The 17747-nt window shown below is 49.5% G+C and carries 18 protein-coding genes; 16 read left to right on the forward strand and 2 right to left on the reverse strand.

Annotated elements, in window-relative coordinates; genetic code table 11:
• Nucleotides 1-253: 253 nt before the first annotated feature.
• Nucleotides 254-1330, reverse strand: coding sequence for a putative bifunctional diguanylate cyclase/phosphodiesterase (locus ACTBZS_RS09250; RefSeq protein WP_463043928.1), 1077 nt, complete (start codon nt 1328-1330; stop codon nt 254-256).
• Nucleotides 1276-2310: a PAS domain S-box protein gene (locus ACTBZS_RS09255; RefSeq protein ID WP_463043929.1), complete on the reverse strand. Its 1035-nt coding sequence runs from the start codon at nt 2308-2310 to the stop codon at nt 1276-1278. Before ACTBZS_RS09255 ends, ACTBZS_RS09250 begins: the two co-directional genes overlap by 55 nt.
• 677 nt (nt 2311-2987) lie before the next feature.
• Here ACTBZS_RS09255 and ACTBZS_RS09260 point away from each other — a divergent pair.
• The 16 genes from ACTBZS_RS09260 to ACTBZS_RS09335 all read left to right on the forward strand — a co-directional run.
• Nucleotides 2988-4907: a methyl-accepting chemotaxis protein gene (locus ACTBZS_RS09260; protein WP_460431139.1), complete on the forward strand. Its 1920-nt coding sequence runs from the start codon at nt 2988-2990 to the stop codon at nt 4905-4907.
• Nucleotides 4908-4943: 36 nt separating this feature from the next.
• Nucleotides 4944-6506 carry a chemotaxis protein CheW gene (locus tag ACTBZS_RS09265; protein WP_463043930.1) on the forward strand — a complete coding sequence of 521 codons (1563 nt, stop codon included), beginning with the start codon at nt 4944-4946 and terminating at the stop codon, nt 6504-6506.
• 110 nt (nt 6507-6616) lie between these two features.
• Nucleotides 6617-7669, forward strand: a complete 1053-nt coding sequence (cheB, locus tag ACTBZS_RS09270; protein ID WP_463043931.1) for a chemotaxis-specific protein-glutamate methyltransferase CheB — start codon at nt 6617-6619, stop codon at nt 7667-7669.
• A gap of 18 nt (nt 7670-7687) precedes the next feature.
• Nucleotides 7688-8302, forward strand: coding sequence for a HEAT repeat domain-containing protein (locus tag ACTBZS_RS09275; protein WP_460431136.1), 615 nt, complete (start codon nt 7688-7690; stop codon nt 8300-8302).
• Between the two features lie 14 nt (nt 8303-8316).
• A complete protein-coding gene (locus ACTBZS_RS09280) occupies nt 8317-9162 on the forward strand; it encodes a CheR family methyltransferase (protein WP_463043932.1) in 846 nt (281 codons plus the stop codon).
• Complete coding sequence (locus tag ACTBZS_RS09285) at nt 9159-9530, forward strand: response regulator (RefSeq protein ID WP_460431134.1); 372 nt, start codon at nt 9159-9161, stop codon at nt 9528-9530. Before ACTBZS_RS09280 ends, ACTBZS_RS09285 begins: the two co-directional genes overlap by 4 nt.
• Nucleotides 9527-12232, forward strand: coding sequence for a chemotaxis protein CheA (locus ACTBZS_RS09290; RefSeq protein ID WP_463043933.1), 2706 nt, complete (start codon nt 9527-9529; stop codon nt 12230-12232). The genes ACTBZS_RS09285 and ACTBZS_RS09290 overlap by 4 nt, the downstream gene beginning before the upstream one ends.
• Nucleotides 12232-12465, forward strand: coding sequence for a hypothetical protein (locus ACTBZS_RS09295; RefSeq protein WP_460431132.1), 234 nt, complete (start codon nt 12232-12234; stop codon nt 12463-12465). The genes ACTBZS_RS09290 and ACTBZS_RS09295 overlap by 1 nt, the downstream gene beginning before the upstream one ends.
• Nucleotides 12466-12478: 13 nt before the next feature.
• Complete coding sequence (locus ACTBZS_RS09300) at nt 12479-12853, forward strand: response regulator (protein ID WP_460431131.1); 375 nt, start codon at nt 12479-12481, stop codon at nt 12851-12853.
• A 533-nt stretch (nt 12854-13386) separates the two neighbouring features.
• The gene (locus ACTBZS_RS09305; protein ID WP_463043936.1) at nt 13387-14151 is read left to right on the forward strand and encodes a methyl-accepting chemotaxis protein; all 765 of its coding nucleotides are present in this window, start codon (nt 13387-13389) and stop codon (nt 14149-14151) included.
• A gap of 27 nt (nt 14152-14178) precedes the next feature.
• Nucleotides 14179-15057 carry an STAS domain-containing protein gene (locus tag ACTBZS_RS09310; RefSeq protein WP_463043934.1) on the forward strand — a complete coding sequence of 293 codons (879 nt, stop codon included), beginning with the start codon at nt 14179-14181 and terminating at the stop codon, nt 15055-15057.
• Nucleotides 15054-15461, forward strand: a complete 408-nt coding sequence (locus tag ACTBZS_RS09315; protein ID WP_460431128.1) for an STAS domain-containing protein — start codon at nt 15054-15056, stop codon at nt 15459-15461. Before ACTBZS_RS09310 ends, ACTBZS_RS09315 begins: the two co-directional genes overlap by 4 nt.
• Entirely contained in the window at nt 15439-15858 is a 420-nt protein-coding gene (locus ACTBZS_RS09320) for an anti-sigma regulatory factor (RefSeq protein ID WP_460431127.1), read from the forward strand. Before ACTBZS_RS09315 ends, ACTBZS_RS09320 begins: the two co-directional genes overlap by 23 nt.
• 41 nt (nt 15859-15899) lie before the next feature.
• Nucleotides 15900-16334, forward strand: coding sequence for an anti-sigma regulatory factor (locus ACTBZS_RS09325; RefSeq protein WP_460431126.1), 435 nt, complete (start codon nt 15900-15902; stop codon nt 16332-16334).
• Entirely contained in the window at nt 16316-16930 is a 615-nt protein-coding gene (locus ACTBZS_RS09330; protein ID WP_460431125.1) for a SpoIIE family protein phosphatase, read from the forward strand. The genes ACTBZS_RS09325 and ACTBZS_RS09330 overlap by 19 nt, the downstream gene beginning before the upstream one ends.
• Nucleotides 16896-17747 (forward strand): sensor histidine kinase (locus ACTBZS_RS09335; protein ID WP_463043935.1); only part of this gene is annotated, 852 nt, incomplete at its 3' end. The genes ACTBZS_RS09330 and ACTBZS_RS09335, both read left to right, overlap by 35 nt.

The raw sequence follows: 17747 nt of genomic DNA on the forward strand, positions 1-17747 counted from the left end.
ACAACTCATCACCCGCGACTGGCTCGCCGTTGACATCGCCGCCAGCAGCGAAGCCATTACCGCCATCGGTACGGTGATGCAGTTTGATGGCTGGGTGTAAGCGTTTCTAAATCTGATTTAGTGCAGAACAGCAGAAGTAGATTGGGTTGCCGGTGGTTGGCAACCCAATTTTTTTGTCAGAAATGCTAACAACTCATGGTGTGTCGCCCCTTCGGGGTGACAGCACCCTACCAACTGTAAGAGTATTTAATGTCTAGCTTGAGGCAATGCTAGTGGCTGTCATAGGACGCCCTAGTAAATACCCCTGCAAAAAATCACATCCCTCGGTGGTGAGTAGGGCTTGTTGAGTTGCTGTCTCGACTCCCTCGGCAACAACCTTCAAACCCAAACTGTGACCCATTGCGATGATGGCTTTGACCAGTGAACGGCTGCGGTCATTCCCTTCTATTTGTGAAACAAAGCTGCGGTCGATTTTCACGGTGCTGAGTTTGAAACGAGAAAGGTAGCTAAGAGAGGAATAACCGGTACCAAAGTCATCTAATGCTAACCCAACGCCAATATCATGTAGTCGCTGTAGCAAAGCCGGCATGTCAAACCCCTCGCTAGCAAACAGTGTTTCGGTAAGTTCCAGTTCAATTTGATTCGCGGCAACACCAAACCGGTTAAGGATAGCGACCAAATGCTGATCAAAGTCCTTTTGCATAAATTGACGTACGGATACGTTAATACTGACGACTGGCGGTGATTGCATTTCGTTTGACCATCGGGCTGCTTGTTGGATGGCTTCATTGAGTACCCAATCCCCTAAGTCGAGAATCAAAGCCGATTGTTCTGCAATGGGAATAAATCGTGCAGGAGAAACTGCCCCTGAGGTTGGGCTATTCCATCGTAATAAAGCCTCAACCTTGACCAGTTTGCCACTGTGTGCATCAACAATCGGCTGGTAAGCAAGCTGTAATTGCTCTGGTTGGTGTAATGCTAAACGCAGTTCGGATTCTAAGCGCAAGGCAGATGCCAGTTTTTCATCCATATCTGGCTCAAAGAAACACCATCCCCCTCTTCCACGCGCTTTGGCTTCATACATCGCCATTTCCGCGTGTTGTAATAAATTAGTAGGAGAATCCCCTTCCGAACCGGATAAGGCAATGCCAATACTGGCGCCAATCATCACTTGCAATGTGCCTTGTCGAATTTCTCGACTCAATTGTTGGCACATGCTCCGTGCGCGTGCTTCAATTGCTAAGATGTCGCTGTTTGATTGTATGTCTGAAATGACTAATGCAAATTCATCGCTATTGATACGGCCAAGTACATCACGATCTTGAGACATTGTCGCAGTCGTTCTTGTTCTGCCTGTTTGCGTTCTGTGAGATCGCGAATTTGTCCAATAACTATCGTTTGGCCAAAGTTCTTAAATGCTGAAACGCTAATTTCTGCTGGAAAGGCAGCGAGAGCAGACATGGGTTGAATCATTCTCTCTAATGCGATGGGTTTGGTTAACGCATCGGCTTGCGCCAATTTTTTCATTTCATGCAACATCGACAACGCTTCATCATGATCGTTGGCCAGCAAGGGAAGGGGTTGCCCAACTAATTTTTCCGGCTTGGAAAAACCTGCCATTTTGGCAAAGTGATCATTGCAAAATAACACCTTGCCTTGAAGATTGCTTGCAACTAAGGCATCGGGTAAGTGATGCAATACCTGTTGTAACCAACGATGAGACTGTCGTGCCGCGATAAAAACCAATCCTAAGGCTAAAACTAAACTCATACTCCAATTGAACACGGTATAAAAGAGGGGTTGGGCTAGGGTGGAACTGGTCGTGGGATCGACAATTGCTGGTACGATCAACACCATCGCTTTAAGAATAAAAATGATGCCTATCCAATATTCTTTTTGTTGTCGAGCGAAGGTAAATCCCGCCCAGAGATAAATCATCATCATCAATAAGCTCACCAAAAACCGAGCAATATCTTGGCTCATGCCAAAGCCGATGATGCCAATTGTTATTGTCATCAAGATGGTTTGTTGCCCGATGAAACGCCATTTTTGTATGCGACCGATGAGGGCTTGAGTACCTGCCAGCAGTAGGACGAGAAATAGCGCTGTACTGACCAGCGATACCAAGGCTAAAGGAAACCACTGTGAGTGTTGGTATTGATAGCCGGTCAAGCTGGCCACACCGAGGTTGAGATGTGCAATACCCCACAACAAGGCTGCGCGATTGAGACGATCACCGATCCAAACCATCAAAAATGCCAAGCCTAGAATACCGAATAAGATCGAGGCTAAGTAATAGTAATAAGGCATGGTTAGATCATCCCAATGGTTTGAAGAATCAAAATTCTCTTCCTGTTTGGTTGCTTTTACGATCAAAAAATCAATCTTTGTCAATTTTGTTATTGATCTCATTTTTTATCAATGAAAATTTCCATTACCTCTTTTAAGTTTTTGAGATGAAATGATTTTCCTTTTGAAATTTTTTGCTTTGTGGCCATCATCATCTGCTCTGTGACAAGAGGTGTGATTTTGGTTTAACTAATTTTAAATACTTGCCTTATATTAAATAGTTTTTTTGGCGTTTTTTTGCGATATTTCGCCCACTTTTGTTGTGAGACGTGACCGAAAAATATCGACCTGTCAATCTGCTGCACAATTTATGGTTATTGTGAACGGTCAGAGGTGAGTGCTTCGCCTCAAATAGTGCTGTCTCTATTCTTGTTTGAACACTCTTTTTAAATAAAATTTCTTTTTATTTTCAAGTGTTTATTTTTAATTTCGCCTCTCTCGCACCTAATTGGTGCCAGCAATTTTGCGACATTTAATAAACTTCTATAGAATGTCAAAAACAACAAATCTCTTTGACGGGCTTGCGCTGTGACTAAGAAAAGTTTTTTTCTTGACAAAGTGGCGTGAGTTTTTTGTCTAACTGCTCTATTCTTCCTCCGACGCACTCCCGTTCGTTTGCTAAAAGGACACCTCGCATCATGGCGCTTGTTAAAAAAACCCTGACTTCTTCCGCTCCCTCTTCTTCCTCCGACCGTCGCACCAGCCCGCTTGCCAGCCGTGAAGCAGATGCCCAGCGCAAACGTGCTCGTACCTTGGCGAAACAACAACAAGCGGCAGAACGAATTTCCTCTGCCACGACTCAGCTTGCCTCGGGCATTAACGAAGCTGCTTCGGCTGCAGAAGAGCTCAAACGGGCCGCTGACCAAATTGCGACAGGGGCAGAAGAAGCCTCGGGCGCTGCGCAAGAATCTCTTGCTGCTTTCCGCCAAGTTGGTGTGGCATTAGGCCGACAGTTAGAAAGCGCCAATCTGTCACAAACCAAAGTCGATGCCACACAAAATTTAATCGGTAAGGTATCGGGTGAAATTACCACCTTGATTGGCAATGTGGGGGTGGCGGCACAACGCCAAGCAGCCTCGGTGGACATGGTTGGAGAGTTGGAAAAACAAGCAGCAAATATCGGTGATATTGTCAAAGCCGTGGCGCGAATTGCTGACCAAACCAATTTATTGGCGCTAAATGCAGCCATTGAAGCGGCCCGTGCAGGGAAACATGGCAAAGGCTTTGCCGTGGTTGCGGATGAGGTTCGTACCTTGGCCGAAACCTCCGAGAAAAGTGCCAAACAAATTCAAGATTTAGTGGCGCAGATTCAAACCGAAGTCAAAGTGATTTCCGAGGGAATCAATACTTCGGCCAAAGATGTGCAGCAGGAAATGGAGAATGGCCGTGTGATTACCAGCCAGCTTGAGCAGATTCGCGCCGATACCACGGAGATGGCACGCGGTATTCAAGAAACTGCCGCAGGTGCTCAACAATCGAACGCCGCAGCCCTGCAAGCGCTAAAAGGTACTGAAAGTATTGCAGCAGCGGCTGAAGAACAATCAGCCGCAACAGAAGAAGCAGCAAAAACCATCGAAGAACAAACCCAAGCTTTGTCAGAATGTGAACAAGCGGCACAAAACTTGTCCGAGTTGGCAGAAGAGTTGAAAAACTCGACCGACATCAGCAAGAGCGCAGAAGAAGTGGCTTCTGCTGCAGAAGAATTATCCTCGGCTGTGCAAGAAATCAATCGTTCTAGCACGCAAATCATGGCTGCTATCGACCAAATTCGTAAGAGTGCACAAATCCAAGGTACCGCCACTGAAGAATCTGCTGCTGCCATTGGTCAAATTGAAAAAGGTTTGGAAATCGGTCAACAACGTGCACGCAATGCCAACGAAAAAGTGGAATTGATGATGCAAATGCTGACCAACAATAAAAACAGCATTGATCGCTTGGTCGAAGGCATCCATCGTTCGGTCGGTTCTTCTCGCACCAGCCTGAAACAAATCAAAGAGTTAGAATTGGTGTCGCGTCGGATTGATAAAATTGTCGATGCCATTACCACCGTCTCGATTCAAACCAATATGTTAGCCGTGAATGGTTCGATTGAAGCGGCGCGGGCGGGTGAATTTGGTAAAGGCTTTGTGGTGGTAGCAACAGACATCCGTAACTTAGCGCATGACTCAGCAGAAAATGCAGATCGGATTAAAGATTTAGTCAAAGCGGTACAAGATCAAATTGGTATCGTGTGGCGTGATTTAGAAGAAATTATCAGCGCGGCCAGTTCCGAAGCAGAAAAAGCGAAAACCGTGACGTCGGCTTTGGTATCGATTGAAAGTGATCTATCTGAAGTGGGCCGGAGTTCGCGTGACATTCTGAGTGCTGCGACTGAAATTGCTGCTGCCATTACCCAAGTTAAAACCGGTGTTGATCAAATTGCCGCCGCCGCACAAGAAGCCGAACGTGCTTCCGATGAAGCCGCTGCCGCTGCTAAACAACAGGCACAAGGCGCAGAAGAATTGGCTGCTGCGATTGAGGAAATTGCATCCTTGGCTGACGAGCTGCAAAGCGCGTAATGCTTCGGTGTGATCTGACTCAAGGAGCAGCAAAGTATGAACCATGATGAAAACGCCGTCCTCGCGCCGCCGCTGGCGGATGGCGAGGATGTAGACAATCATGATGCCGAGCACGACATTCGGCAGTTTGTGATTTTTTTGTGCGGCAATGAAGTCTTTGCTGTCGATATGACGCCGGTACAAGAAATTATTCGAGTGCCGGATGTGGTGCGGGTGCCTTTGGCTCCACCAACCTTAGATGGGTTGGCAAATCTGCGGGGCAAGGTATTACCCATTATCAGCCTCCGGCGCATTTTTGGCTTTGAGGAATGCGAACGCGATGATTCTAGCCGTGCTGTGGTGATCGATCAGGGTCAACCACTCGGTTTTGTGGTGGATCGCGTGAGCAGTGTGATTGGCGTGGAGCCTGCTCGGGTCGAGCATGTTGGCGCGCTCAGCACCACCATTAACACCGATCTCCTCGCTGGTTTGCTGAAAGATGTCGGTGGCTATCCGATGGTGATGGTGTTGAATTTTGAACGCCTGATCAGTAAAGAGTTTGCCGATATTGCTAACTTATCGCGTTCGATGGGACATGCTGCGTTCAGTGCTGCACAAGAAGACACTGACGAAGAAGAAAATAGCGATGAACTGCAGCTGGTCAGTTTTGAGGCCGCCCATCAGGAATATGCAATCCCAATTGAGCATGTGCAAGAAATTGTGCAAGTGCCTGAACATATTGTGCATGTCCCTCGTTCTGATGCCTATGTCCTCGGTGTGATGACCTTACGCAATCGCTTATTGCCCTTGGTGTCATTGCGTCGCATGTTCCATCTACCTAATCAAGACATGGATGAGCACAGTCGGATTGTGGTGGTGGGGATTGCTGGGATGTCGGTTGGTGTGGTGATGGATAGCGTCAACGAAGTTTTGCGCGTGCCGCGTGATCGTGTTGATACCATGCCCAAGCTGTTGGCAAAAGAAGGTCAACTCTCTGATATTTCGGCGATTTGCCGTTTGGACGGGGGCAAGCGTTTGGTGTCGATTATTGCCACCGATCATCTTTTCCGCCATTCCGCCATTCAAGAGGCTTTGAATAACGTGAACAGTAAACAAGACGCTTATCTGCAACAACATCACGAGCAAGACGAAGAGCTGGCTGATGATGAAGAGCAAGTGGTGGTGTTCCGCTTGGATAAGGAAGAATTTGGGGTACCGATTGAAAGCGTGCAAGAAATTGTGCGGGTGCCTGATGAATTAACCCACATTCCAAAAGCCCCTCCGTTTGTCGAAGGGGTGATCAATCTGCGCGGTTCTGTGTTGCCAGTCATTGACCAACGCCGCCGTTTAGGTCTGTCTACCATCGAGCGCAGTGATCGTCAGCGCATTATGGTGTTTTTACTTGATGGCGTACGCACAGGCTTTATTGTCGATTCTGTCGCGGAAGTTTTGAAAATCCATAAATCGGCGATTGAACCAGCACCAAGTCTGTCGAGTGAACAAGCACATTTGATTGGTCGCATCGCCAATTTGGAAACTCAAAAACGCTTGATTCAACTGATTGAGCCCAACCGTTTAATCAGTGGCGAAGACCGCGCACAACTGGTTTCCTTGTCCTAGCTTTGCCTCCCCCGCTTTGCCGCTGTGAAGTGGGGGATATCAACACACTATAACGACTATTTCGTCTCTGACCCAATGCGACAGAGGCGGCAACCACTTGGATATTTTTCATGATTAAGCTGCTCATCGTTGATGACTCGGCCCTGATGCGGCGTCAGCTCACCCGTTTGTTTGAATCTGAGGGCGATTTCATCGTGCGCGTGGCCCGTAATGGCCGTGAAGCAATTGAAGAAAACCTGTCTTTTCAACCAGATGTAATCAGTCTTGATATCAATATGCCAGAAATGGATGGCCTCACTGCCTTATCGTTATTGATGGCGCAGCGGCCCGTGCCGGTGGTGATGGTGTCGTCGTTAACCGAAAAAGGCGCGTTGGCAACATTCGAGGCATTGAATCTAGGTGCTGTCGATTTTGTGACAAAACCCGGCGGCACCATCTCTTTGTCATTGCAAGAAGTGGAAGCGGAGATTGTCGCCAAAATTCGCTCGGCAGCAAAAGCGCGGCTGAAAAAAGGCCGTGGGCGTACTGTTGTCGCTGCGCCACCCCCCGAACCTGCGCCAACGACCCGCACTTTCCCATCACGGTTGGTGCGGAATGGTGTGGTGTTGATTGGTGTATCAACCGGCGGCCCGCGCACCTTAGAAGATATTTTGCCCTTATTGCCAGCCGAATTTCCGTGGCCGGTGGTGGTGGCACAGCACATGCCGCCCAGCTTTACCCGTCCCTTTGCCGAGCGCATGAATAATTTGTGCGAATTAGATGTGAGCGAATTAAACCGCCCCACCACGTTGCAAGCAGGACAAGTGTATATCGCCAAGGGTGGGGCAGATGTGGTGTTGAGTGATCGTACTGGCCGCTTAATGGCCAATCCACGCCCAGAAAATCCACAATTGCTATGGCACCCTTCGGTTGAGCTATTAGGTCGTTCAGCGTTAGAGCATTGCAATCCAGAGCATGTGATTGCAGTGATGCTAACCGGCATGGGTGATGATGGGGCGGAGTCGTTCGCCGAACTTAAACGGCGTGGGGCACGCACTATCGCTGAATCAGAACAAAGTGCTGTGGTATTTGGGATGCCGGCGGCGTTGATTGCGCGTGACGGGGCATCCATCGTGTTGCCATCCGATCAAATTGCGAAACAACTGCTGTCTTGGTTGAGCTGAGAATAAGAGGGGATAAGAATGGCACTGATTAAAGCACAAATCATATCGGATGCTGGCGCTGAGGCTGGCTATACCTTAGAACAACTCCTGCAAGCGTTACAACACGATGAGGCAAGCTGTCGCCGGCAAGCTGCACGCGATTTGGTTGCCTATCCTGCTGCCAGTGCCGCCTTATTCAATCAACTGGCTCAAGAACAAGATACCAGTGTGCGCGAGGTGATTTTTACCTCGCTGACGCGAATTGGCAATGAAGAGGCCGTTGCTGGCCTGATTACCTGTTTGCGTTCTGAAGATGCCATGTTACGTAACGAAGCCATTGAAGCAATGAAGCAATTACCGCAGGAAATGGCACCGATTATGAGCCAACTATTACACGATCCTGATTCCGATGTGCGTATTTTCGCGGTCAATGTGTTGGAGTCGTTATGCCATCCCGAGGTGGAAAATTGGCTCATTGAAGTGATTAGCCAAGATTGTCATGTCAATGTCTGTGCGACTGCGGTTGACTTATTAGGTGAAGTCGGTTCGCCTCGTGCCCATGATGCGCTGCAGGCATTGAAACAACGCTTTGCTGGTGAGCCGTATATTCAATTTGCTGCTGATATTGCGCTCAAACGCATTGCCCACGTTTAAGGACGACATGCACGATGGCTGATTTGACCTTAAGCGACGATGATTTCTTTAAGTTTCGCGAATTTTTTTATCGCAAAACTGGCATTTTATTTGAAGATTCAAAACGTTATTTTGTTGACAAGCGTTTATTAGAACGTATCGCTGCCACCGGCAACGATAGTTTCCGCAGCTATTTTATTATGTTGCGTTTTCAAGCCTCTGGCGAAGAGTTACAGGCGCTGGTCAATGCCATGACCGTCAACGAAACCTATTTCTTCCGTGAAGACTATCAATTTGATTGTCTGACTCACTCGATGCTGACTGATATTATCACCCACCGTGATCATAACGAGCCGATCCGCATTTGGTCGGTGCCGTCGTCTTCGGGTGAAGAGGCTTATACCATTGCCATGTATCTGCTTGAAGCATGGCCGTATTTGTCGGAGTGGGATGTCGAGATTATCTCGTCAGATATTGATACCGACATTATCAACAAGGCAAAACAAGGTCTGTATTCGGCACGCTCGGTGCAGCATGTACCGGCGGATTTGCTGCAAAAATATTTCCGCCGCAAGGGGGATTTCTATCAAATCAATGACGCTTTACGCGAAGTGGTCGAATTCACGCGAGTGAATGTGATGGACCCAGCGGATATGCGTTCTTATCGCAACTTTGATGTGATTTTCTGCCGTAATTTATTGATTTATTTTGATGACTTGTCCAGAAAGCAAGCGGCAGAGGCGTTTTATGATGCGCTCCGACCGGGTGGTTTTATTTGTTTAGGGCATTCTGAATCGATGAGCCGAATTTCATCGCTGTTTCGTGTGCGGAAATTCCCCGAGGCCATCGTCTATCAAAAACCACATGAGGGTAAGCGATGAAACAAATCTTGGTGATTGATGATGCTGCCACGGTGCGGATGTATCACCGCAGTATTTTGGAACAAGCCGGCTATCAGGTCGAAGAGGCAGTGAATGGTGTCGAGGCGCTTGAAAAAGTCGCCCGCCACACCTTTGATTTGTATTTGGTCGATATCAATATGCCCAAACTCGACGGCTATGGTTTTCTGCGTGAATTGCGTAGCAAGCCGATGCCACAGGCACCCGCCATCATGGTCTCAACCGAAGCGGCGGCCAACGATCAAAAACTGGCCTATATCACCGGTGCCAATCTATATCTGATTAAACCGGTGCGCCCTGATCGTTTGCTTGCTCATGTCCATACCCTGTTGGGAGTGCCTCAGTCATGACGCCCTTGCTCGAACAATTCTTATCCGAAGCCCGTGATTTTTTACAGGGCATCGGGGAAAAACTGCTGCAACTAGAAGACCGTCCCGACGATAACAGCATCATGGGTGAACTGTTTCGCTTGGTGCATACCCTGAAGGGCAATAGCGGTTTATTTGAATTTCCTGAAATGACCCGCGTGCTGCATGCGGCAGAAGATTTAATGGATGCGGTGCGCGACCAACAAGTGCCCTATTCCGCGCCATTGGCCGATCAATTGCTTGAAGCGATGGATTTCGTCACAGAGTTATTAGATGAAATTGAACAAGCAGAGGCCATTTCTTCTCATCGAATGCCACAAGCGCAGCATTTTGCCGAAGCCTTGCGCAAACTGCTCCATGCCGCCGGTGAGGAAGCCCCTGCGGTTCCCGAACCTGCCGCCGCACCGACGACAAATGCCGTGGTGGATAGTGTGTTGCAACATCAGCAACAACGTTGCAGTGTAATGCCAGATGACATACGGCTGGCGCTTTATCAGCGAATGATGGCGGGGGAAACACCGCTGTGGGTGTGTTATCAACCCGAGGAAGAATCGTTCTATAAAGGCGAAGACCCTTTCTTTCAAGTGTTACAACTTCCGCAACAAGAATGGCAATGGGTGACCTCTCGCGAGCCATGGCCGGCGGTGGAAGAACTCGATGCCTATCGTTGTATCCTGAGCTTTGAGTGGATCAGTGGTCAAAATGAACTCGAATTGCGTGAACATTTCCGCTATGTCCCCGAACAGCTGACATGCACGCCCTTGCTGGCAGAGGCTTTGTTGCAAGTCAGTGGTGAAAGCGAATTGCGACCAGAATTGGCCGAATTTATTGGTCAGTTACAGCCACTGTTGGTACAAAAACAGTTTGCTGAAGCGGTGGCTGCGATTGAGCGCGCCTTACAGCTTTGTGCCCAAGATTTGCGGATTAGCTCGGCTTTGCGTTGGTTGGCCGTGGTATTGACACATCAACCCCAACGGCACGATTTAATTGAACAGCTGTTGGCTGTGTTGGCAGAGGAAAGCGGCAGTGTATTAGAAACCGTGTTGGCGGTGACACCACCGACCCCTGTACCAACGCCCACCCCCACCGCGTTGGAACAACACGCCGAAGACAGTGCTTGGTCTTTCCATGTGGTGTTGGAAGCACAACGCGAAATTTTAACGTTGCCCGACCGTCCTGCTTGGTTGGCGGGTCGCTTGCAATCGGTTGCCCAGAGTTTGGCAGCCGCCTTGCAAAGTATGAATCTGCAGGAACAACTGCCGGCTTTAGAACAGGCTTTACAAGCAGCATTAGCCCAGCAATCCCCTGCCCCATTGCTGTATTGTGTTGACCATGTCTTGCAAGGGCAAGAGCCGCATAGCCTTGAACCCACTGCCGCCGTTATACCGCCACCGGCGTTGCCATCCGCTGCCGTGGTACCACAACAAGCCCTTCCTGTAACTGCAAAGCCAGTGTCAGAAGACGACAATAAGCCGCTGGCACGGCGCAATGAAGAAACACCCTATGCCACACCGCGTACACTCAAAGTCGAACAAAGCAAAATTGATCGCCTGATGAATTTAATCGGTGAGATGGTCGTGGCAAAAAATGCGCTGCCTTATTTGGCAGGGCGAGCAGAAAGTGTGTTTGGCAGTCGCGAGTTGTCACGCGAGATTAAAGCGCAATACTCGGTGATTAACCGCATTGCTGAAGAAATGCAAGACGCCATCATGCAAGTGCGGATGATGCCGGTTTCGTTTGTCTTCCAGCGATTTCCGCGTTTGGTGCGGGATACCGCCCACCGCCTTGGTAAAGAAGTGCATTTGGTGATGGAAGGCGAAAACACTGAAGCCGATAAAAACATTATCGAGAGCTTGGCCGACCCGTTAATTCACATTGTGCGTAACAGTCTCGACCACGGTATTGAAATGCCTGCTGAACGGCAAGCGGCAGGTAAGCCAGCCGAAGGCCGGTTAAGTATTCGTGCCAGCCAAGAAAGCGACCGTGTCATTATTGAAATCGCCGATGATGGGCGCGGTATTGATCCACAGGTTATCCGTCGTAAAGCCTATGAACGTGGCTTGATTGATGAAAACGATTTGGAACGCTTAACCGATCAACAAGCGATTGAGCTGATTTTTGCCGCTGGATTCTCCACTGCTGAAACGGTGACCGACCTATCGGGTCGTGGAGTCGGCATGGATGTGGTGCGTACGGCCTTGGCGCGGGTGAAAGGGGGCGTCGAATTATCGAGCGAAGCCGGCAAAGGCACCCGTTTGCGCTTATCGTTACCGCTGTCGATGGCGGTGACCAATGTGATGATTGTTGAATCGGATCAGCAAGTGTTTGGTGTGCCGATGGATGCGGTGGTCGAAACCGTGCGCGTGCCGCGTGAGCAAATTCGTTGGATTAAACAACGGCAAACGACTGTATTGCGTGGGCGAATTGTGCCATTGGTGTCGTTGAATGAACTATTGGCTTTGCCAACGCCGCAACGCATGAATGCCGATGGTGAATACGCCGCGCTGGTGGTGCGAATTGATAAAGACCATCTCGGCATTTTAGTGGATGATTTCCGTGAGACCGTTGACATTATCCTCAAGCCTTTAAGTGGGGTATTGAGTGGGTTGGCCGGTTATGCCGGTTCTGCGTTGTTGGGGGATGGTTCGGTGTTGATGGTGCTCGATCCGAAGGAGCTCGTGTAATGGCGATCAGTTTTCGTAAAAACCTTGCTGTGGTCAGCGATACTCTGGGTGTAGAAGACGCTGATGCTTTATTAGAATGGCTACAAAAGCAGGCAAAAGGTAAAATCGATCTTTCCGCCTGCACCCATCTACACTGTGCCAATTTGCAAGTTTTGATGGCACTGCGCCCGAGCATTCATGCTTGGCCTACCTATCCACCTTTGGCGCGTTGGTTACAAGCCGCCCTACTGTAAGGAGAATTTTTCCATGACAAAAACGATTATGATCGTTGACGACTCTGCAACCATGATTATGAGTTTGCGTAACAACCTAGAAATTGCCGGTTTTAAGGTGGAAAGCGCCCAAGACGGTTCACAAGCCTTAGCACGTTTAAAAGCAGGGGTGAAGCCAGACCTGATTATCACTGACATCAATATGCCGAATATGGGGGGGCTGGAGTTTATTCGTGCCGCCCGTGCCCTGCCAGGGTTCCGCTTCATACCCATTTTGGCCTTGACCACCGAAAGCCAACAAACCAAACGCGATGAAGCGAAGAAGTTGGGAGCAACGGGTTGGTTGGTCAAACCCGTTGGTGGTGCAGACTTGTTAAAAGTCATTCGCCAAGTGTTGCCGGGAGCCTAAACACGGTGAGGGCTGATACAGCAAATTCATTCTCAAACTCGCCAGAGCCGCAGACCTCTTTTGAAAAAACTCGCCGTTTGCGTCGCAATATGGCCGTGATGACCTCTGGCGTGAGTCTTTTCATTGGCGTTTTATTTTATCTGACCCACGATATATTCAGCCGGCTGGCGCTTGATGTTGGGATGGATCCCACCTTGCTGTTATCAATCATGGTGGTTATCGCGGTGCTGGCAACAAACTTTGTTGCGGCTAGGGTGTTTTTGCGGCGCAATTTTCGCTTGGCAGGCGGGTTGGGAGAAACGCTAGATTTATTGGAAACAAAACAAACGGCGCTTGAGAAAAAAGAACAGCTATCACACGAGTTGATTCAACAAACCACTCAACTGGACAGTATGTTTCATGCCAATTTACAGCGCGCCATTGATGACAGTGAATCTTCAGCGCTACAAATTATGTCCGATGTGCGACAGCTGAATGATATGGCAGTGCAACTGGTGAATTATCTACAAACCTCGAATCTGAATGCCCACAATATGGAGGACGAGATTCAGACTGGGGTGGACTATATTCGCGATATTGGCCGCTTTGTGGAAGAGTTACCGGATAAAATTCGCCACGATATGTCGGCTATCCATACTGCCTTACAGGATATTAAACGGCTGGAAGGCTTGGCCGGTAGTATCAAAGAAATCAGTGATCAAACCAATTTATTGGCGCTGAATGCGTCGATTGAAGCGGCCCGTGCCGGTGAAGCCGGACGTGGCTTTGCCGTGGTGGCGGATGAGGTACGCAAATTAGCGGTGCGTTCGACCACCGCAGCCGATACTATCGAAGCCGGTTTGAATCGGGCATTGTCTGGGGTTGAACGTAGCCTATCCTTAAACTTACTAGGTGACTCAAATAAACAGCTGATACAAGCGTCGAATGCGGTGTCAATTATCAACCGCTTGCAAGAAAACTACGATGACATGCGGCAGTTCTATAAGACCTTGTTCACGGTGGTGAATCGCCACAATGTCAATATTGCTGAGCAAATTGGCGAGGTGATGGGACTGTTGCAATATCAGGATGTGATCAGTCAACGCCTGGGGCGGATGCAATCGGTGTTGCAAGCCAGATTAACCAGCTGTGAACAAGCCGAAGACTATGATCATCACTTCGATCATGCGCAACTGCTTGAACAGTGGCAACAACTGATTACCGACTATCGAGAATATGAGTCACATCATACTCACCCGAAAGATCAGCCAACAAGCGGTGGGGCTGCGGCCTCAACACCGAATATTGAGCTGTTCTAACTGATTTGCCTTTTTGGATGGCTGCTAATGGATACCTCTTCTTTGCTGAAACAAGCACTCGATTATCGTGCGGATAGTCTGTTACAAGACTGGACATCGCATGTAATCGCACATTGGCACAGCCAGCATAGCCTAAACGACTATGAACAACATAATCTGCAACAGCGGATGACGGTGATTGTTCAAGCGCTGACGCCGATTTTGCTGCGTACACCGGTTGAGCGTTTTGAATTTGACCCCGAGTGTGCCTTAGCCGAAGAAGTGCGGTTGTTGGTCGGTGAACAAGCCCGATCAGGCATTCAACCGGCACAAACCTCGTATTTAATCATTGCCTTAAAACAAGTGCTGACACAGCGGTTGATTGCTGTGGCCCCCTCGGTTGCTGAACTATCCGCTGCTTTGTTGTGGCTTGAACAAGTATTAGATCGTTTGGCGCTGTTTAGCTTTGAGGCCTTTGTTGAAACCCGAGAGCGGATTATTGTGCAGCAGAGCCTATCGCTGATGGAGCTCTCGACGCCAGTGTTACGTCTGTGGCACCAAGTGTTACTGCTGCCCTTGGTTGGGGTGTTGGATACGGCGCGCGCGCGTCAACTTACCGAGCGTTTGCTTGAAGCGGTCACTCGACATGAAGCCTTGGTGACCATTATTGATGTCACCGGCGTACCGGTGCTTGATACCAGCGTGGCACGTCATCTGATGAAAACCATTGATGCCGCCCGTTTATTGGGCACCAGTATTGTGATGACCGGTATCAGTCCTGAAGGGGCACAAACTTTAACTAAGTTAGGGATCAGCTTTTCGGATGTTACCAGCCGCGCTTCGTTACGGGCAGGGATTGCCGAGGCGTTATATCTGGTAGGCCGGCGTATTTCACCGATTGGGCAAAATGGGGATGTGAAACCATGAAAATCCCCATCCTGCGCCTTGGGCGCATTTTGTTGGTGTCGATACAAATCGACCTCACCGACAATGATGCCATGCAGTTTCAGTCCGACTTGGTCAATTTGGTGGCGGAAACCGAGGCGTTAGGGGTGGCGATTGATATCACTGCCCTCGATGTTGTGGATTCTTATATGGCACGAGTGATTAACGATACCGCGAGTATGGTGCGTTTGCTTGGGGCCGAAGTGGTTATCTGTGGCATTCAACCGTTTGTGGCGTTGACTCTCGTTGAGATGGGGCGCGACTTATTCGGTGCCGATTGTACTTTTAACCTCAGCCAAGGCATGGATAAGCTTCATGCCAAGATTGCGTTACGGGCTGATGCACGTTATCTCGAGGAAGACGATGCTTGGCCCTCAGCTCAGTGAAACCCTGCCCATCAATAATGCGATGGATATTGTGAGTGCGCGCCGCACAGCGCGTTCTTTGTGTCAACAACTGGGTTTTAGCAATGCCGATCAAACGCGGCTTGCCACCGCTGTCTCAGAACTCACCCGCAATGTCATTCAATACGCAGGTCATGGGGAATGTCTTATTGAAGACTGCTCGGACGAACTTTCGCGCCGGATTCGAGTCTGTGTTCGAGATTGGGGCCCCGGTATTGCTGATGTAGAACAAGCATTGCAAGATGGTTTTAGCACCAGCGGTGGACTAGGCGCTGGCTTGCCCGGGACACGGCGTTTGGTCGATGAATTTACCATTCTCTCTGATCATGAAGGTACACGTGTTACTATCGTATTGACCCGTCCTTATCGTATGCGTTAAGGATGACGTTGATTGCACTGCCAGCATTAAGAAGTGTATCCATGTGTTTTTATGCACCTGTCTCTGTCGAAGACCCCCATCTTGTGAAAGTGCCTGTGAGCAGTGAAATTCATATTATGGAGGCCTCTCGCCGCGCGCGGTGGTTAGCCGAAGAAATGGGGTTTAATCGCATTGCGGCCTATCATATTGCAACGGCAGCATCTGAATTGGCGGCCAACTTATTTTTTCATGGTCGGGGTGGCACGCTATCAGCCTTTATGATTCAAGACCCTGCGGTTGGTTTGGTGTTGTTGGCAGAAGACCAAGGGCCCGGTATCGCTGATTTAGCATTAGCACTGACCGATGGTTACAGTACAACAGGCAGTTTAGGCTGCGGCTTGCCGGGGGTGAGGCGGTTGATGGATCAATTTGATATTTGCAGCGAGCTTGGTGCAGGATGCCAAGTACAGGCAGTGAAATGGTTAATTCGACAATAACCACACCTCCATTAAACGGCCAATTTGCGTGGGCCTGTCGTCCCCAATACGGCGAAACCGTGTGTGGCGATGGCGTCGGCTGGTGGCCATCGGCACAGGGCTGGGTGTTTGCTTTGGTCGATGGCTTAGGGCATGGTGAAGAGGCTCGCATTGCGGCTGAATCGGCATTACTCACGGTACAACAACAACTGACACAGCCACTCACCACATTATTCACTGAATGCGATCAGGCGTTGTTTTCGACCCGTGGCGCTGCACTGGCGGTGGGCCGTATTCAATGCCACGGCAGCCAATGTGAATTTGAACATGCGGCAGTGGGTAATATCCGAACCGTACTATGGCGTGATGGAAAAGTGCGGCGTTTTGGCGCGGCACGCGGCATTGTCGGGGCGGGGTTTTTCTCGCTGTATACCGAAAAAATGGGGTTGCAACGTGGTGATTGGTTGCTGTTTTACAGCGATGGTATTGCTGAGGCAGCGCCATTGACGCAAACCTTACCCGACCGTGTGCCAGATCAGCCATTGGCTGAGCAATTGCTGGCGCAGTGGGCTGATGGTAAAGATGACGCTGCTTTATTGTTGTATCGGCATGAATAAAACCTTATTAGCACAACAATACAGTCACATTGTGCAGCGCGTGGTGCTGCAACAGGATCCGTTGGCGATTGAGATGGCGTTGGCGGATGCCGCTGAACTTGGGCGGGTGTTGGTGCAACAAGACATCCCACCAGAAGAACTGACCGAGTTTCACCATCTCGCCCTACTTGAATTGACCAAACGCTTTCCTGCTTTGACCTTGGCCGAGGCGGCACAGCAACTGACGGCGCCGTTAATGGAAGCGTTGATGGCTTACAGTTTGGCGTTCCGGCAACAGTTAGAACACCGCGCTCAAGAAATGATCAATGCGCGTTTAGAACAGTCCCGCCGGTTAGAAGCGGTGGGCACGTTGGCTGCTGGGATTGCTCATGATTTTAATAATATCGTGGGCGCGATTTCTGGTTTTGCTGAGTTCTTGGCAGAAGATCTACCCGAAACCACCCCCCAACACGGCTATTGCCAACGTATTTTGCAGGGCAGTGCCCGCGCCCGTGATTTAATCAACCGCCTGTTGACGTTTGCCCGCACCATGCCGAATCAAAAACAGCCGGTTGACGTGGTGCGTGCGGTGCATGACGCAGTGATGTTGTTGCAGGCCTCGTTGCCGCCCAATGTCGAGTTGCGTTGGCATACCACACTGCCTGCTGCGTGGGTGATGGCGGAACCGTCACAAATTCAACAGTTGATTCTTAATTTGACTATTAATGCGGCGGATGCGATGGCGGGGCAACAGGGCCTGATTGACATTCAGCTAGATGTCGCCTCTCCAACCGCAGATGACGCTTCTCTACCCACTTTGCGTTTAACGGTACGCGAT

Source organism: Aquaspirillum sp. (assembly GCF_055136605.1).

Bases quoted from the DNA above. Each gene is read 5' to 3' on its own strand.
- ACTBZS_RS09315 (WP_460431128.1), top strand. From the start codon at position 15,054: ATGAAAATCCCCATCCTGCGCCTTGGGCGCATTTTGTTGGTGTCGATA.
- ACTBZS_RS09305 (WP_463043936.1), top strand. From the start codon at position 13,387: ATGGAGGACGAGATTCAGACTGGGGTGGACTATATTCGCGATATTGGC.
- ACTBZS_RS09280 (WP_463043932.1), top strand. From the start codon at position 8,317: ATGGCTGATTTGACCTTAAGCGACGATGATTTCTTTAAGTTTCGCGAA.
- ACTBZS_RS09290 (WP_463043933.1), top strand. From the start codon at position 9,527: ATGACGCCCTTGCTCGAACAATTCTTATCCGAAGCCCGTGATTTTTTA.
- ACTBZS_RS09255 (WP_463043929.1), bottom strand. From the start codon at position 2,310: ATGCCTTATTACTATTACTTAGCCTCGATCTTATTCGGTATTCTAGGC.
- ACTBZS_RS09260 (WP_460431139.1), top strand. From the start codon at position 2,988: ATGGCGCTTGTTAAAAAAACCCTGACTTCTTCCGCTCCCTCTTCTTCC.
- ACTBZS_RS09275 (WP_460431136.1), top strand. From the start codon at position 7,688: ATGGCACTGATTAAAGCACAAATCATATCGGATGCTGGCGCTGAGGCT.
- cheB (WP_463043931.1), top strand. From the start codon at position 6,617: ATGATTAAGCTGCTCATCGTTGATGACTCGGCCCTGATGCGGCGTCAG.
- ACTBZS_RS09300 (WP_460431131.1), top strand. From the start codon at position 12,479: ATGACAAAAACGATTATGATCGTTGACGACTCTGCAACCATGATTATG.
- ACTBZS_RS09320 (WP_460431127.1), top strand. From the start codon at position 15,439: ATGCTTGGCCCTCAGCTCAGTGAAACCCTGCCCATCAATAATGCGATG.
- ACTBZS_RS09250 (WP_463043928.1), bottom strand. From the start codon at position 1,330: ATGTCTCAAGATCGTGATGTACTTGGCCGTATCAATAGCGATGAATTT.
- ACTBZS_RS09265 (WP_463043930.1), top strand. From the start codon at position 4,944: ATGAACCATGATGAAAACGCCGTCCTCGCGCCGCCGCTGGCGGATGGC.
- ACTBZS_RS09310 (WP_463043934.1), top strand. From the start codon at position 14,179: ATGGATACCTCTTCTTTGCTGAAACAAGCACTCGATTATCGTGCGGAT.
- ACTBZS_RS09325 (WP_460431126.1), top strand. From the start codon at position 15,900: ATGTGTTTTTATGCACCTGTCTCTGTCGAAGACCCCCATCTTGTGAAA.
- ACTBZS_RS09285 (WP_460431134.1), top strand. From the start codon at position 9,159: ATGAAACAAATCTTGGTGATTGATGATGCTGCCACGGTGCGGATGTAT.
- ACTBZS_RS09295 (WP_460431132.1), top strand. From the start codon at position 12,232: ATGGCGATCAGTTTTCGTAAAAACCTTGCTGTGGTCAGCGATACTCTG.
- ACTBZS_RS09330 (WP_460431125.1), top strand. From the start codon at position 16,316: ATGGTTAATTCGACAATAACCACACCTCCATTAAACGGCCAATTTGCG.